Annotated in this window: 14 protein-coding genes; 4 read left to right on the forward strand and 10 right to left on the reverse strand. The window is 71.7% G+C overall.

Annotated features, from left to right (window positions below):
* Positions 1–20: 20 nt before the first annotated feature.
* Entirely contained in the window at positions 21–3521 is a 3501-nt protein-coding gene (gene metH / locus OG598_RS12160) for a methionine synthase (protein ID WP_442931502.1), read from the reverse strand.
* Positions 3522–3797: 276 nt separating this feature from the next.
* Between metH and OG598_RS12165 the strand changes: the two genes are divergently transcribed.
* The 3 genes from OG598_RS12165 to OG598_RS12175 all read left to right on the forward strand — a co-directional run bounded on the left by OG598_RS12165 (position 3798) and on the right by OG598_RS12175 (position 7093).
* Positions 3798–4667: a PAC2 family protein gene (locus OG598_RS12165; RefSeq protein ID WP_030332815.1), complete on the forward strand. Its 870-nt coding sequence runs from the start codon at positions 3798–3800 to the stop codon at positions 4665–4667.
* A gap of 124 nt (positions 4668–4791) precedes the next feature.
* Positions 4792–5583, forward strand: a complete 792-nt coding sequence (locus tag OG598_RS12170; RefSeq protein WP_091408867.1) for a GntR family transcriptional regulator — start codon at positions 4792–4794, stop codon at positions 5581–5583.
* Between the two features lie 304 nt (positions 5584–5887).
* Entirely contained in the window at positions 5888–7093 is a 1206-nt protein-coding gene (locus OG598_RS12175) for an alpha/beta hydrolase family protein (protein ID WP_328654525.1), read from the forward strand.
* A 61-nt stretch (positions 7094–7154) separates the two neighbouring features.
* Here OG598_RS12175 and mshC read toward each other — a convergent pair whose 3' ends face one another.
* From mshC to OG598_RS12205, 6 genes are all read right to left on the reverse strand, one after another.
* Entirely contained in the window at positions 7155–8393 is a 1239-nt protein-coding gene (gene mshC, locus OG598_RS12180) for a cysteine--1-D-myo-inosityl 2-amino-2-deoxy-alpha-D-glucopyranoside ligase (RefSeq protein WP_328654526.1), read from the reverse strand.
* Between the two features lie 66 nt (positions 8394–8459).
* Entirely contained in the window at positions 8460–9278 is an 819-nt protein-coding gene (locus OG598_RS12185) for an SCO1664 family protein (RefSeq protein WP_328654527.1), read from the reverse strand.
* Positions 9275–9859 carry a DUF3090 domain-containing protein gene (locus OG598_RS12190; protein ID WP_088948067.1) on the reverse strand — a complete coding sequence of 195 codons (585 nt, stop codon included), beginning with the start codon at positions 9857–9859 and terminating at the stop codon, positions 9275–9277. The genes OG598_RS12185 and OG598_RS12190 overlap by 4 nt, the downstream gene beginning before the upstream one ends.
* A 157-nt stretch (positions 9860–10016) precedes the next feature.
* Positions 10017–10721 carry an MSMEG_4193 family putative phosphomutase gene (locus OG598_RS12195; protein ID WP_238682281.1) on the reverse strand — a complete coding sequence of 235 codons (705 nt, stop codon included), beginning with the start codon at positions 10719–10721 and terminating at the stop codon, positions 10017–10019.
* Positions 10722–10831: 110 nt separating this feature from the next.
* Positions 10832–11668, reverse strand: a complete 837-nt coding sequence (locus OG598_RS12200; RefSeq protein ID WP_238685853.1) for an undecaprenyl-diphosphate phosphatase — start codon at positions 11666–11668, stop codon at positions 10832–10834.
* On the reverse strand, positions 11665–12717 hold the full coding sequence (locus OG598_RS12205) for an LLM class F420-dependent oxidoreductase (RefSeq protein WP_030332780.1): 1053 nt from the start codon (positions 12715–12717) through the stop codon (positions 11665–11667). Before OG598_RS12205 ends, OG598_RS12200 begins: the two co-directional genes overlap by 4 nt.
* A gap of 186 nt (positions 12718–12903) precedes the next feature.
* On the opposite strand from OG598_RS12205, the gene OG598_RS12210 reads away from it, so the two are divergent.
* Positions 12904–13875, forward strand: coding sequence for an aldo/keto reductase (locus OG598_RS12210; RefSeq protein ID WP_328654528.1), 972 nt, complete (start codon positions 12904–12906; stop codon positions 13873–13875).
* Positions 13876–13936: 61 nt separating this feature from the next.
* Here OG598_RS12210 and OG598_RS12215 read toward each other — a convergent pair whose 3' ends face one another.
* The 3 genes from OG598_RS12215 to OG598_RS12225 are packed head-to-tail and all read right to left on the reverse strand — an operon-like array spanning position 13937 to position 16245.
* Positions 13937–14842, reverse strand: coding sequence for a hypothetical protein (locus OG598_RS12215; protein WP_328654529.1), 906 nt, complete (start codon positions 14840–14842; stop codon positions 13937–13939).
* 12 nt (positions 14843–14854) lie between these two features.
* Complete coding sequence (locus OG598_RS12220) at positions 14855–15916, reverse strand: WXG100 family type VII secretion target (protein ID WP_328654530.1); 1062 nt, start codon at positions 15914–15916, stop codon at positions 14855–14857.
* A complete protein-coding gene (locus tag OG598_RS12225) occupies positions 15913–16245 on the reverse strand; it encodes a hypothetical protein (protein ID WP_328654531.1) in 333 nt (110 codons plus the stop codon). The genes OG598_RS12220 and OG598_RS12225 overlap by 4 nt, the downstream gene beginning before the upstream one ends.
* Between the last annotated feature and the right edge of the window lie 17 nt (positions 16246–16262).

The following is a 16262-nucleotide window of genomic DNA, read 5'->3' on the forward strand; positions in this document are numbered from 1 at the left end:
GGTCAGGCCACCTGCGCCCGTTACTTGGCGTTGAAGTAGTTGGCCTCCGGGTGGTGGACCACGATCGCGTCGGTGGCCTGCTCCGGCATGAGCTGGAACTCCTCGGACAGCTCGACCCCGATCCGGTCCGCGCCGAGCAGATCCATGATCTTCGCCCGGTCTTCCAGGTCGGGGCAGGCCGGGTAGCCGAACGCGTACCGGCAACCCCGGTAGTCGTTGTGCAGGATGCCGGCGAGGTCCGCCGGGTCGTCGTGCCCCAGCGGACGACCGTCGGGCAGGGTCATCTCGGCGCGGATGCGCTGGTGCCAGTATTCGGCGAGGGCCTCGGTGAGCTGCACGGAGAGGCCGTGCACCTCCAGGTAGTCGCGGTACTCGTTGCGAGCGAACAGCTTCGCCGCGTACTCGCTGACCGGCTGGCCGACGGTGACCAGTTGCAACGCGACCACATCGAGCTGGTCGCCCTGGGGCCTGAAGAAGTCCGCCAGGCAGAGCCGCCGCTCCTGCCGCTGCCGGGGGAAGGAGAACCGGGCGCGCTCCGCGTGCCCGTTCTCGTCGAGCACCACCAGGTCGTTGCCTTCGGAGTACGCGGGGAAGTAGCCGTACACCACTGCTGCCTCAAGGACCTGGTCGGCGATCAGCCGGTCCAGCCAGTACCGCAGCCGCGGCCGGCCCTCGGTCTCGACCAGCTCCTCGTAGGAGGGTCCGCTGCCGCCCCGGGCGCCGCGCAGCCCCCACTGGCCGGAGAAGGTGGCCCGTTCGTCGAGCAGCGCCGCGTAGTCGGCCATCGGCACGCCCTTGACGACGCGGGTGCCGAAGAACGGCGGGGTGGGCACCGCCACGTCGGCGGCCACGTCGGAGCGGACCGAGGAGTCGTGCAGCTCCGGCAGCGACGTCGTGACCATCGAGCGCTGCCGTTCCCGGCGCGCCCGCCGGGCCGCGAGCGCGGCCTCCCGCTCCGGGTCGATCACCGGGGCGCCGCCGCGCTTGGCGGTCATCACCCTGTCCATCAGGGACAGACCCTCGAACGCGTCCCGCGCGTAGTGCACCTGCCCGGGGAACGTCGACCGCAGGTCGTCCTCGACGTACGCGCGGGTCAGCGCCGCCCCACCCAGCAGGACCGGCCAGCGTTCCGCGACCCCGCGGGTGGCCATCTCGGCCAGGTTCTCCTTCATGATGACAGTGCTCTTGACCAGCAGCCCGGACATGCCGATCGCGTCGGCGCGGTGCTGCTCGGCGGCGTCCAGGATGGCGCTGATCGGCTGCTTGATGCCGATGTTCACCACCTCGTAGCCGTTGTTGGACAGGATGATGTCGACCAGGTTCTTGCCGATGTCGTGCACGTCGCCGCGCACGGTGGCGAGCACGATGCGGCCCTTGCCGCCGTCCTCGATGGTCTCCATGTGCGGTTCCAGGTAGGCCACCGCGGTCTTCATCACCTCGGCGGACTGGAGCACGAACGGCAGCTGCATCTGGCCGGAGCCGAACAGCTCACCGACCACCTTCATGCCGTCCAGCAGGATGTCGTTGATGATCGACAACGGCGACCGGCCGCCGGCCATCGCCTCGTCCAGGTCGGCCTCCAGGCCGTTGCGCTCACCGTCGATGATCCGCCGCTTGAGCCGCTCGTCCAACGGCAGCGCCGCCAACTCCTGGGCGCGGCTGGCCCGGGCGCTGGTCACGTCGACGCCCTCGAAGAGCTCCAGGAAATGCTGCACCGGGTCGTACCCCTCGCGACGCCGGTCGTAGACCAGGTCCAGGGCGACCTCGCGCTGCGCGTCGGGGATCTTCGACATCGGCAGGATCTTGCTGGCGTGCACGATCGCCGAGGTCAGGCCGGCCTGCACACACTCGTGCAGGAACACCGAGTTGAGCACCTGCCGGGCCGCCGGGTTGAGCCCGAACGAGATGTTCGAGATGCCCAGGGTGAAGTTGACACCGGGGTAACGGCGGGAGATCTCCCGGATCGCCTCGATCGTCTCGATGCCGTCGCGGCGGGTCTCCTCCTGGCCGGTGGCGATCGGGAAGGTCAGCGCGTCGATCAGGATGTCGGAGCGGTCCACGCCCCAGCGGCCGGTCAGGTCGTCGATCAACCGCGCCGCGACCCGGACCTTCCACTCCTGGGTACGGGCCTGGCCCTCCTCGTCGATGAGTAGCGCCACCACCGCCGCGCCGTGCTCACGGACGATCGGCATCACCCGCGCGTACCGCGATTCGGGGCCGTCACCGTCCTCGAAGTTCACCGAGTTGACCACGCAGCGACCGCCGAGCATCTCCAAGCCGGCCTCCACCACGTTCGGCTCGGTGGAGTCCAACATGATCGGCAGCGTCGACGCGGTGGCGAACCGGCCGGCCAGCTCCCGCATGTCCTGCGTGCCGTCGCGGCCGACGTAGTCCACGCACAGGTCGAGCAGGTGCGAGCCGTCGCGCGCCTGACTGCGGGCGATCTCCACACAGGCCCGCCAGTCACCGGCGAGCATCGCCTCCCGGAACGCCTTCGAGCCGTTGGCGTTGGTCCGCTCCCCCACCATCAGCACCGACGCGTCCTGGGCGAACGGCACCGGGTGGTAGACCGAGGAGACGCCCGCCTCGTGCCGGGGCTCGCGGGCCGGGGCGGTGACGCCGTGCAGCCGCTCGGCCAGCACCTGGATGTGCTCCGGGGTGGTGCCGCAGCAGCCGCCGACCAGCCCCACGCCATACTCGGTGATGAACCGCTCCAGGGCCTCGGCCAGCTCCACGGGAGTCAGCGGGAAGTACGCCCCGTCGGCGGTCAGCACCGGCAGGCCGGCGTTCGGCATCACCGACAGCGGGATGCGGGAGTGCTGCGACAGGTAGCGCAGGTGCTCGCTCATCTCGGCCGGGCCGGTCGAGCAGTTGAGCCCGATCAGGTCCACGCCGAGCGGCTCGATCGCGGCGAGGGCCGCCCCGATCTCGCTGCCCACCAGCATGGTGCCGGTGGTCTCCACGGCCACGTGACAGATGATCGGGACCGACTGGCCCAGCTCGGCCATCGCCCGCTTCGACCCGACCACTGCCGCCTTGACCTGGAGCAGGTCCTGGCAGGTCTCGATGATCAGCGCGTCCGCGCCGCCGACGATCAGACCCGCGGCGTTCTCCTGGTAGGCGTCGCGCAGGGTCGAGTAGGCGGCGTGCCCGAGGGTGGGCAGCTTGGTGCCCGGCCCGATCGAGCCGAGCACGAATCGGGGCCGCTCCGGGGTGCTGGCCGCGTCGGCGGCCTCCCGGGCGATCCGAGCGCCCGCCTCGGACAACTCGCGGATGCGGTGCGGGATGTCGTACTCGGCGAGGTTGGCGAGGTTGGCCCCGAAGGTGTTGGTCTCCACGCAGTCGGCACCGACGGCCAGGTAGGCGTCGTGCACCCCGCGCACCACGTCCGGGCGGGTGACGTTGAGGATCTCGTTGCACCCCTCCAGCCCGTCGAAGTCGTCGAGCGTGAGGTCCGCGGCCTGAAGCATCGTGCCCATCGCGCCATCGGCGATGAGAATCCGCTCAGCCAGCACATCCATCAATGAAGTCCGCACCCGTTCAGGTTAGTGCGATTCGGCCGGACTCCACGACCATCCTCGAGCGATCCCCTATTGTGTCACGGTTATCACCCTGTCTGGTTCGTTCGGGTATGACCTGCTGCCGGAGCGGCCGACCGGCGCGGCCGACGGGCCGCACCCTCGCCCTGCACGTAGGCTGACGGACGTGAAGGACAACAGGGACGCCGCCGTGCCACACGGTATGACGACCGGGCGCGGTCCCGGCGCCAGCCGCGACGAGCAGGGTGAGGTGACGGCGTGACCGAGTTCGACGGACTGCCGGTGCTGCGGTCCCCGGTGGCGATCGCCGCGTTCGAGGGCTGGAATGACGCCGCCGACGCGTCCACCGCCGCGGTCGAGCACCTGGAGCAGGTCTGGAACGCCCGACAGATCGCCGAGCTGGATCCGGAGGACTTCTACGACTTCCAGGTCAGCCGGCCCACCATCACCATGGCCGACGGGGAGACCCGACGGGTGGAGTGGCCGACGACCCGGTTCATGGTGGCCAGCCCGGAGGGCACCGACCGTGACGTGGTGCTGATCCGGGGCATCGAGCCCAGCATGCGCTGGCGGACGTTCTGCGAGCAGGTGCTGGAGATCTGCCACAGCCTGGAGGTGGAACGGGTGGTGCTGCTCGGCGCGTTGCTGGCCGACGTGCCGTACACCCGGCCGCTGCCGATCAGCGGCAGCGCCTCCGACGCGCAGGCCGCCGAGCGCTACCAGCTCACCCCCACCCGGTACGACGGGCCGACCGGCATCGTCGGCGTGCTGCACGACGCCTGCACCCGCGCCGAGGTGGACGCCGTCTCGTTCTGGGTGCACGTGCCGCACTACGCCAACAACCCGCCCTGCCCGAAGGCCACCCTCGCCCTGCTGCACCGGGTCGAGGAGGTCGTCGACCTGCCGGTGCCGATGGCCGACCTGGCCGAGGAGTCCGCCGAGTGGGAGCAGCGGGTGCGCAGCGCCGCGGAGCAGGACGCCGAGCTGGGCGAATACGTCCGCGAGCTGGAAGAACGGGTCGGCGACGAGGGAATCACCCCGTTGACCGGTGACGAGATCGCCCAGGAGTTCGAGAAGTACCTGCGCCGCCGGGGCGGTTCGGCCGGCCCCACCGCCGGCTCCTGGTAGCACTGTTTCGGCTGCGGGCCTTCGGACCTTTTCTGGTCCGGGGGCCCGTTTTCGCGTGTCCGGGGTGGCGCCGTCACACCCGCTGGGGCATCCTAGGAACCTAGATGTGATCAAGGAGGCGGGTGTGCAGATCAATCCCGGGGCCGCCGAGTTCCCGCACCGACAGATCGCCGCGCAGCTCAAGGCCCAGGTCCGCCGGGGCGACTGGGGGCCGGGCGAGCGGCTGCCGTCCATCCCGGCCATCGCCGAGATGTTCGGCGTCGCCAAGCAGACGGTGCAACGCGCCGTCGACCAGCTGCGGGTCGAGGGCATCCTGATCACCAAACCCGGCTCCGGTACGTACGTCCGAGGCACCCGCCGCCGCCTCAACCGCCTCTCCCGAGGCCGGTACGGCGGCTTCCGCGGCTACCACACCGATCTGGCCGCCCGATACCGTCAACAGCTCGTCTCCGTGGGGCACGCCCCCGCCCCCGCCGAGGTGGCCGACGCCTTCGGCGTGTCCGACGGCACCAACCTGCTCTGCCGGCGGCACCTCGTCCGCACCGACGACTCCCCCGTCGAGGTCGGCGCCTCCTGGTTCCTGCCCCGCGACACCGCCGGCACCTCGCTGGAGCGCACCGAGGCGTTCGGCCGGCCGCTCTACCAGGAGGCGGAGGAAGCGACCGGACGGCGGTACGTCTCGGCCACCGACACGATCAGCGCCCGCCAGCCGAGCCGGGAGGAGGCCGAGACCCTCCAGATCCGGCCGGACACCCCGGTGCTGCACCTGCTGCACGTCGCGTACGACGCGCACCGCAAGCCGATCGAGGTGTCCCAGGCGACCTGGCCCGGCCCCATGACCACCCTGACCGAGGAGTACAAGATCCCCGGCCCGACCCCCGACCCGGAACCTGACCCCGGCCTGGTCCTGGGCTAGCCAGCCCCGCCGCCCCACTCGCCCAGCCCGGCCCGGCCCGCCTCGGCCCCGGCCCGGCCCGGCCCAGCCCAGCCCAGCCCGGGCGATCTTGCACTTTCGGTCGCACTTATGCCGGTTTTGCGCCTTTCGCCGGGACAGAAACTGCAAGGTCGCGGGGCGAAAGGCGCGCCAGGGGGTCCGTGAGAGCTCATCGCTGTCGAAGCGCGCCGCCAACCTTGCATCTATACACTCGGTATATATACTGCGGGTATATCGATGGCCGGGGCGGTCCGGTTCCGGCGTCGAGCAACCCACTGGAGGATCAATGCTGACCGTGAAATCTGTTGGTGCGCGGGGGATCACGCGCCGTGGCCTTGTCGGAGCCGCGCTGGCGGTCGGGGCCGGCGTACCGATGGGCATCGCCGGCCGCGCCGCGGCGGCGACCGCCGATGCGGGCCCGGTCCGGCTCGCTCTCCCCCGGCCGACCGGGCCGTACCCCGTGGGTGTGGTGCCGCTGCATCTGGTCGACCGGTCGCGGCCGGAACCGCTGGCCGGGCCGGAGCGGTATCGGGAACTGATGGTCAGCGTCTGGTATCCCGCCCGGAACGAGCGGCGCTACCCGCGCTCCCCGTGGATGACCGCCGCCTCGATGCGCATGCTGCTGGACTCCGCCGGTTTCGACCCCCACGCCGCGCTGGCACCGCTGACGGCCGGGCACGAGGGCGCCCCGGTGCGGCACCCGGGCCGGCGGTTGCCGGTGGTGCTGTATTCGCACGGCGCCGGCAGCCACCGTTCGGACACCACCATCGTGGTGCAGGAACTCGCCAGCCACGGGTACGCGGTGGTCACTGTGGACCACACGTACGACGGGTTCAGCGAATTCCCGGACGGCCGAGTCACCGTCCAGGAGGAGGGCTTCGATTCCACCCCGTGGACCTACACCCGGGACGTCCGGTTCGTCCTCGATCAGATCTCCGACCTCGCCGCCGGGGGGAACCCCGACGTCGACCACGCGCCGCTGCCGACCGGGCTGGGCGCTGCCCTCGACCTGAGTCGGATCGGCATGTTCGGCTGGTCGAAGGGCGGCACCGCGACGGCCCTGACCATGGGCACCGACCGACGGGTCCGGGCGGGGTTGAGCCTGGACGGCCCGATGGTGTCGCAGCCGCTGCCCTCCGCCGACCTGTACCGGCCGTTCATGCTGATGACGGCGGAGTACAGCCGGGCTGCGGAGCCCGCCGTCGCCGAGTTCTTCACGCACCTACGCGGATGGCGACTCAACGTGCAGGCCGCCGAAGCGGTCCACTCGTCCTACGGCGACAACCAGTGGCTCGTGCCGCAACTGGCAAAGCTCATCGGCATGAGCGACGAGGAACTCGTCGGTTGGGTCGGCACACTCGACCCCGCCCGCGCGGTCCGCATCGGGCAGGCGTACCCGCTGGCGTTCTTCGACCTGCACCTGCGGCACCGGGGTGGCCACCTGCTGAACGGCCCGAGCCGGTCCTTCCCCGAAGTGGCGTTCATTCCGTGACCCGGTCGAGGGCGCGCCACGACCCCGGCCCGGTCCTGAACTGAGCCGTGCGTGGGCTGGGCTAGAGGCGGATGCCCAGGAGGGCGTCGACAGTGTTCGCGAAGAGGGCGGGCGCTTCGGGGTCGTCGGTGGCACCGGCGAGGGTCGCCTCGGCCCAGCGGTCGGCTGCGGCCAGGGCTCCGGGGGTGTCCAGGTCGTCGGCCAGGCGTGCGCGTACCTCGGACAGCAGCTCAGCCCCGGACGGCCCGGCGGGCGCGGCGGCGGCCCGCCGCCAACGGTCCAGGCGTTCGTACGCGGCGGTGAGCAGGTCGTCGGTCCAGGTGCGGTCGCTGCGGTAGTGCCCGGAGATCAGCGCCAGCCGGATCGCCATCGGGTCGACCTTGTCGGCGCGCAGCCGGGACACGAAGACCAGGTTGCCGCGGGACTTGGACATCTTCTCGCCGTCCAGACCGATCATGCCGGCGTGGACGTAGTGCTCCGCGAACGGCGCCTGGCCGGTGAGCCGCTCGGCGTGCGCGGCGGAGGCCTCGTGGTGCGGGAACAGCAGGTCGTTGCCGCCGCCCTGCACGTCGATCCGGTCGCCGAGCAGGTTGAGCGCGATCACCGCGCACTCGATGTGCCAGCCGGGGCGGCCCGGGCCCAGCTCGCCGCCCGGCCAGGACGGCTCGCCCTCGCGGGCGCCGCGCCACAGCAGCGGGTCCAGTGGGTCCCGCTTGCCGGCCCGGTCGGGGTCGCCGCCGCGCTCGGGGAAGATCTCCAGCATCTGCTCGCGGGTCAGGTTCGACTCGTAGCCGAAGCGAGGCGTGGCGGAGATGTCGAAGTAGACGTCGCCCGTGCCGTCGTCGAGCCGGTACGCGGCGCCGTCCTTGAGCAGCACCTCGACCTTGTCGGCGATGTCCGGGATCGACTCGACAGCGCCCACGTAGTGCGCCGGCGGGATGATCCGCAGCGCCTCCATGTCCTCGCGGAACAGCGCCGTCTCGCGCATCGCCAGGACCACCCAGTCCTCGCCGTCGCGGGCGGCCCGCTCCAGCAGTGGGTCGTCGATGTCGGTGACGTTCTGCACGTAGCGCACCGGACGGCCGGCGTCGCGCCACATCCGCTGCACCAGGTCGAACGTGATCATGGTGGCGGCGTGGCCGAGGTGGGTGGCGTCGTACGGGGTGATGCCGCAGACGTACATGCTGCCCGCGTCGGCCGGCTCACTCGGGTGGACACCCTGCCGCGCCGAGTCGTACAACGCCAGTGGCTCGCCCCTGCCCGGCAGCCGTGGCACCTCGTGTCCCGCCCAAGACTCCATGGGATCAGCCTAGCCAGCCCGGCGACAACGCCGGAGCACCCCACGGGTGATCAAGATGACAGCGGTTCACATGGGCGGCCAGGGCATCGCCGGCCAGTCCTCCGGAGGCTGGGGGAAGCAACCGGTCTCGCGCAGCCGGTCGACCCGGGCGGCCACCTCGGCCACCTCGCTGATGGTCAGATGGTCGGCCAGCTCCGCGCCGAGCGCACCGGCGACCTGCCCGGCCAGCGCGTCGAGCATCTCCACGGCGTCCGCGGGCAGCCGCTTACCGGCCCAGCCCCAGAGAACCGTGCGCAGCTTGTCCTCCACGTGGAAGCTCACCCCGTGGTCGACGCCGTAGATCCGGTCGTCGGCACCGACGAGCACGTGACCGCCCTTACGGTCGGCGTTGTTGAGCACCGCGTCGAGCACCGCGAGCCGGGCCAGCCGCGGGTCGTCGGCGTGGGCGAGGGCGTACGCGGCGCCGTCGTCGTCCCGGGCGGCGGCAATCGGGATCCAGCGCGGCGGCAACTCCCCGGCGGGCAGGAAACCGACAAGTGGTTCGGCGTCCTCCGGCTCGTCGATCCACAGCTGGCAGGAGCCGGGGCCGAACGGGCCGTCCCGCAGCACTGTGGGCGGCACCAGATCCCATCCGGTGGCCCGGGAGACCAGGTACGCCGAGACCTCCCGACCGGCCAGGGTGCCGTCGGGGAAGTCCCAGAGGGGGCGCTCGCCCCGGACCGGCTTGTAGACGCAGCGGGCGGTCGACCCGTCCAGGGTCAGGATGCCGCGCAGCGTCGTGTTCGACGCGTCGACCAGCCGACCCTCCAGGTCGAGGACGCCGTCACGCAGCAGCCGCAGCGCGGCGTCGCCGTCCTGGCGAGGCTGGAGGCCGGACGAGGTCACCGGTGATAACCGTTGTGCCGCGGGCAGAGGTGCCCGGCGGGGTCCAACGGTTGGCCGCAGAGCGGGCACGGTGGCCGGCCCGCGTTGACCACTCGCCGGGCCCGCTCGATGAACTGGCGGGTCGCCTGCGGGGTGAGCCGGACCCGGAGCCGATCCAGGTCCTCGTCCGGCTCTTCGTCCTCGTCGTCGTCCTCGTCCTCGTCGTCCTCGTCGCCCAGCTCGACCTCGGGCTCCACCTCGCCCGCCGCGATCGCCTCGATCACCACTGTCGCGGTGTCCACGTCGAAGGCCAGCCCGAGCGTCCCGACCCGGAACTCCTCGTCGACGGGAGTGTCCAGCGGCTCGTTGTCGCCGATCACCGGCGCCAGCTCGGGCAGGTCCACCCCGAAGCGACGCTGCGCCTCGGTGAGCAGCTCCTCGAGCTTCTCGGCGAGCAGGGAAACCTGGACCTTCTCCAGCGCGACGCTGACCAGCCTGCCGCCGCCGCGGGCCTGCAGGAAGAACGTGCGCTCCCCCGGCGGCCCGACAGTCCCGGCGACGAACCGCTCCGGCGGTTCGAAGGCGTGCACCTGGTGGGTCATACCCACGACCCTATCCGGCCCGCCTTGGCGTCGCGCACCCCACCGACGCGAATCGCCACAGCGACGGCGCGCCCGGCGTACCAGGGGCTAAAACCGGGCGTGGCGGCCTTTCCGGCGTCCGCTGACGCCCTGGCCGCAGGCGGTGTCGTGACGCGCCTCACCGCGACGCACCCGCCCCACCGCCGACGGCCGCGTCCGAGTCGGCCACGCGATTCGCGCGCCGACGCCGCTTGGCCGGCGGCGGCACCAGCGCCGCCAGGTCGCCGCCGGTGTCGTTGAGTCGCACCAGAAACGGACGCAGCGGCGTGAACCGGATCGCCGTCACCGACGCCGGGTCGGCCACGATCCGCTGAAAGGCATCCAGGTGTACGCCGAGCGCGTCCGCCACGATGGCCTTGATCACGTCGCCGTGGCTGCACGCCAACCAGACCGCCTCGGGCCCGTGCTCGGCGTTCACCCGGGCGTCCCAGGAACGCACCGCCGCCACGGCACGTGCCGCCATCGCCGCCATCGCCTCCCCACCCGGGAAGACCGCCGCGCTGGGGTGCTGCTGGACCACCGGCCAGAGCGGCTCCTTGGCGAGTTTCTTCAGCGGCTGCCCCTCCCAGCTGCCGTAGTCGCACTCGATCAGCCCGTCCTCGACCACCGGGGCGGCCTGCGGCAGCGCCAGCTCCAGGGTCTGCCGGCAGCGGATGAGCGGGCTGGTCACCACCGCGGCCAGCGGCACCGCCCGCAACCGCTCGCCGACCGCTGTGGCCTGGGCGCGCCCGGTGTCGTCCAACTCGACCGGTTGCCGACCGGCCAGGCCGCCATCGGCGTTCGCCGTGGTTCGGCCGTGTCGCAGAAGAAGAAGGGTCGCCACGGGACCACCCTATGACCTGGGCCCCGCGTCGGGCCGTCGCGGGCGGCGACCTCACGAATGCGGCCCCCGGCTCCGCCTGCGGGCGGAGCCGGGGGCCGTCGGCGGATCGCTCAGGTGGCGTCGATCGTGCCGGTCAGCAGCAGGGCCAGGACCAGGGTGCCCAGCGCGACCCGGTACAGCACGAAGACGTACAGGGTGTGGTGGGCGACGTAGCGCAGCAGCCAGGCGATGGCCGCGTAGCCGATGCCGAAGGCGATGAGGGTGGCCACGATCGTCTGGGCCACGGTGGGCACCGACGTGCCCGGGGCGGACGGTTCGAAGACGTCCCCGAGGCTGAACACCCCGGACATCACCACCGCCGGAATGGCCAGCAGGAACGAGTACCGTGCCGCCGCCTCCCGGGTCAGGTTGAGCAGCAGGCCGGCGGTGAGCGTGCCGCCGGAGCGGGACACCCCGGGGACCAGCGCCATCGCCTGGGCGAAGCCCATCACGATGCCGTCCTTCATCCGGAAGTTCTCCAGGGTGCGGGTCTGCCGCCCCCAGTACTCGGCGAACGCCAACACGAAGGCGAACACGATCAGCGTGGTCGCCACCACCCACAGGTTGCGCCCGGCGGTCTTGATCTGGTCCTTGAACACGAAACCGAACAGCCCGATCGGGATCGAGCCGACGATCACGTACCAGCCCATCCGGTAGTCGAGGCTGGAGCGGACCGACGTGTCCCGGATGCCCACCAGCCACGTCCGGGTGATCCGCCAGATGTCCTTGGCGAAGTAGATCAGCACTGCCGCTTCGGTGCCGAGCTGGGTGACCGCTGTGAACGACGCACCGGCGTCCCGGTCGAAGAAGATCGCCGAGGTGATCCGCAGATGCCCCGACGAGCTGACCGGAAGGAACTCGGTCAGTCCCTGGACGATGCCCAGGACGATGGCCTCGACCCAGGTCACTCGCCGACTCCCGAGAGGTCGAGAGCCTCGGCGACGGTACGCAGGGTCTGCACACCGCTGTCCCGGTCGGCCACGAAGAGGGTCACCGACAGCGTGGTGACACCGGCCGCCGCGTACTCCCGCATCCGCTCGGCGATGCGCTCCTTCGGGCCGAGCAGCGAGGTGCGGTCGATGAACTCCATGGGCACGGCGGCTGCGGCGTCGCGCTGCCGCTTGGCCAGGTACAGGTCCTGCACCTCGCGGGCGGCGTCGCCGTAGCCCATCCGGGTGGCGAGCTGGTTGTAGAAGTTCTGCTGGCGGCTGCCCATGCCGCCCACGTAGAGCGCGGCGTACCAGCGGACGAGTTCGGCGCAGGAGGCCACGTCGTCGCCGATCACCACGGGCACCGACGGCACCACGTCGAACCCGGCCAGCTCCTTGCCGACCTTGGCCCGCCCGGCTCGCACCGAGGCGAGCTGCTCCTCGGCGAACTCCGGGGCGTAGAACACGGCCAGCCAGCCGTCGGCGATCTCGCCGGCCAGCTCCAGGTTCTTCGGGCCGACAGCGGCCAGGTAGATCGGTATGTGCTCGCGGGGTGGGTGGAAGCCCAGCCGCAGGGCCTTGCCCGGGCCGTCCGGCAGCGGCAGCGTGTAGTGCTCGCCGTCGTACGCCACCTCCTTGCGGGCGATGGCCAGCTTGACGATGTCGACGAACTCGCGGGTCCGGGCCAGCGGCTTGGCGAAGCGCACGCCGTGCCAACCCTCGGACACCTGCGGGCCGGAGACACCCAGGCCGAGCCGGAACCGGCCGCCGGAGAGCGCGTCGATGGTGGCGGCGGTCATGGCGGTGGCCGCCGGCGTACGGGCGGGGATCTGCATCACCGCGGCGCCGACGTCGATCCGTTCGGTCTGGCCGGCCATCCAGGCGAGCATGCTGGGCGAGTCGGAGCCGTATGCCTCCGCCGCCCACACCACCGAATAGCCCAGCCGGTCCGCCTCCTGGGCCAGCGCCAGGTGGTCGGCCGGTGTGCTCCACGCCGTCTGGTATCCGAGACTGAGCCCGAGTCGCACTGGTCCTCCCCCATCCGTGGCACAGGTCGCCCCAGGTTACGCAATGCCGATAACGGACTCGATCACCGGCTCGACCCCTTTGGTCCCCCCTCCATCGGGGCAGCCCGGGACGGCGGAACCGGCAGAACCGGCAGAGATACGGGAGCGAGGATATCCGTGGCGGCAGGTTCGAAATAAGGTTCACCCATGCAACAGCGACCGCTCGGCCGAAGCGGGCTGGCGGTTTCCCGGCTCGCGCTCGGCACCATGACCTGGGGCCGGGACACCGACGCCGACGATGCGGCCGCTCAGCTGAAGAGTTACCTCGACGCGGGCGGCAACCTGATCGACACCGCCGACGTGTACGGCGACGGCGACGCCGAGTCGGTGATCGGCTCGCTGCTGGGCTCCCTCGTCCCCCGCGAGGAGCTGCTGATCGCGACCAAGGCCGGGTTGCGCCCCGGCAGTGGCCGACGTCGGGACGGCTCCCGGGGGCACCTGCTGCGCACGTTGGACGCGTCGCTGCGCCGGCTCGGCACCGACCACGTCGACCTGTTCCAGGTGCACGGGTACGACCCGGACACCCCGCTGGAGGAGACCCTGGCCGCCCTGGACCACGCGGTGGCCAGCGGCAAGGTCCGCTACGTCGGGGTGTCGAACTTCTCCGGCTGGCAGACCGCGCGGGCCGCCGCCTGGCAGACCGCCTGGCCGGGGCGGGCGCCGGTGGTCGCGTCCCAGGTGGAGTATTCGCTGCTGGAGCGGGGTGTGGAGCGGGAGGTGCTGCCCGCGTGCGACGCGCTCGGCTTGGGCCTGCTGCCCTGGTCGCCGCTGGGCCGGGGCGTGCTCACCGGCAAGTACCGGCACGGCCGCCCGGCCGACTCCCGGGCCGCGTCGCCGCACTTCGAACGGTTCGTCTCGACCTACCTGGAGCCACGCTGCTCCAGCATCGTGGAGGCGGTGGCGACAGCGGCTGGCGGGCTGGGGGTGTCGCCGCTGGAGGTGGCGTTGGCCTGGATCCGGGACCGGCCCGGCGTGACAGCGCCGATCCTCGGCGCGCGCACCGTCGGGCAGTTGCTCGGCGCGCTCGCAGTGGAGCGGATCACCCTGCCCGAGGAGATCACCACCGCGCTGGACGACGTCTCCGCGGTGCCGGTCGGCTACCCCGAACGCGACGGCTGACCAGCCGGCCGGGTCACGGCTGAGCCCGCGCGCCCGGTCGCGGCCGGCCCGGCGCGCCGGGTCACGGTTGAGGGCGCTGGCCGGGGAGGTCGTGGATCGCGGTCAGGAAGCGCGACTGGTCGTCGCGGAGCGCGGGCTGGGTGAGTCGGATCCACGAGCCGTCGTCGAAGACGATCGTGGACGTCAGCTGCACGAGCCCTGTCGCGCCGCGCTCCGAGTCGACCCGGGCCACCCGGTCGCGCCGCACACTCCACAGCACCCGCGGTTGCCGTCGGTCGGGCCGGTCGGCGTCCGGGCGGGGGCCCATCCGCAGCAGGTGCACGTGGGTGTCGGTCACCGCCAGCGGGGTGCCGTTGTAACGCTCCAGGAAGAGCAGCAGGCTGCCGGCGAGGGTGGCGAGGTCGCCGCTGAAGACGAACCGGCGACGGTAGGCGATCTCGGCGAGCTGCTCGGCCAGCGGGCGGTACAGGCTGAGCCGAAACAGGGAGCGGAACGCCTCCTGCTCCTCGGTGAGCGGGATGGGATCCCGCTGCACCCGCTGGTGTGGTGGGGCCGGCTCCGGTTCGGCCGCCTCCGGCACACCGGCGGCGATGGCACCGGCCTTGCCGGGCAGCAGCAGCACGCCTGCGGCCAGCCGGACCGGCGTCAGCACCGCGTCCACCCAGACCACCGGGTTGACGATGTTGAGGAGCCCGAACAGCACCTTCGGGTCGAGCGAGTCGACAAGCTCGTCGGCCATCACATCGGCGAGCTGCCGACCGGCCTTGTGGGTCGGCGGGACGCGGACCGGGCCGAGCCCCACATAGCGCAGCTCCTGCCCGGGCAGCAGTGGCGCGACGAGAGCGCGTTCGGGTTCGTCGCTGGTGCGGAACTCGTCGCGCAGCTCACGGGCCTTGTCCCGGGCGGCCCGCGCGCCGCCGAGCACCGCGTCGGTGAACCGACCGAGCCGGCCTCGCTCCCCTGACATCACGCGTTCCTCCTAGCGGCCCGCCGGCTGACCCGCCGGCGGCTGCCCGAAGACATTCTGGTCGATCCAGTCGGCCCCGCCCTGCACCGCCTGGTCGATCTGGTCGCCGACCTGTTCGCTGCCGGGCACGGAGAGCCCGCTGGTCACCGCGACGGTCCCCCAGGTGACACCGTGGACGACGGAGTTCGGCACGTTCCACGGCAGGTGGGTCGCCCAGTCCCGGGCGATCACCCGGGCACCGTCGGCGACCCCGTGCGCCCGCAGCGCGGCGGCCCGGTCGAGGGCGCCCATGTCGAACGGGGAACCGGACTTGCCCAGCTTGTAGGTGCCCTTCGTGGGGTCGAGAATCTTGTGGAACCACTTGTCGGCCTTGCCGGCGGCGTGCCGCTTGTCGGCGTACTTCTTGCCGGTCCGCAGCTTGTCCTGCATCTTGACCAGCTTGTCGAGGTGCGCCTGCAGCTTGCGCAGGTACAGCATGACCCTCTGGAGCAGGCGGATGACCTTCTGCAGGTGCGCCGCCAGCGGCCGGATGACCTTCAGCATCCGGGTGACGACGACCAGGGCCCTGGTCACCGTCACGCCCACGCCGACCGCCCAGGACGCCCCCATCGTCACCGGGGCCATCAGCAACGCCGTCACCAGCGTCACCAGGAGGAAGTTCACGAACTCCACGCAGAGGTCCACGAGCACGTCGTGCACGGTCTGCAGGCCGTCGGCGACACTGCGCAGGTATTCTGCGGTCGCGGCGAACTGCTCGGCGACGTCGAGGAGCTGCTGCTCCACCTCGGCCAACCGCTGGCCGTACGCCACACCGGACGGTGAGCGCCACCCGGCCTGCGCGGACTCCCGGGCCCCGCGGTGCCCCTGGGCCAGTTCGCGCACCTGCGCGGCCAGCGCATCCCACTCGGCGGCCTTCGCGCGCAGCACGGCGGGCTCGCCGTCGACCAGGTCGACGAGCTGGATCAGTGGCCAGGCCAGGGTCCGGCAGACACTGTCGACGGCGTCCTGCACGCCGGAGAGCGCGCTGTCCAGGCCGTTCCACAGTTGGACGGCGCTGCCGGCCGGGCCGCTCATCCGGGCAGCCCCGACTGGATGGCCTTGAACCCGGCGTCGAGGTCCCGTTCGTTGTGCTCGTACGCCTCGACCGTGTCGCCCAGCGCCGTGGCGACCCGGCCGAACGCGGCGTTCGCGGCGGCGAACAACTCCTTGCCGCCGGTGACCTGCTCGGCGTACTTGTCGCGGAGCATGTCGCTGGCGAACGGCAGATGGCCGAAGGCGTCCGACGGCACGTCCCCGGCGGAGACGATCTGCCGCTCCAACGCGGCCAGCGAGCTGGCGACCTGCTTGGCGGCTGTCTCCAGTCGACGGACCGCCTGCACGTCGACATCGATATCCGGTGGCATGCCGTTCCTCCCCCATG

Origin of the sequence: Micromonospora sp. NBC_00330, from assembly GCF_036136635.1 — a bacterium.
Classification (GTDB): Bacteria; Actinomycetota; Actinomycetes; order Mycobacteriales; family Micromonosporaceae; genus Micromonospora; species Micromonospora salmantinae.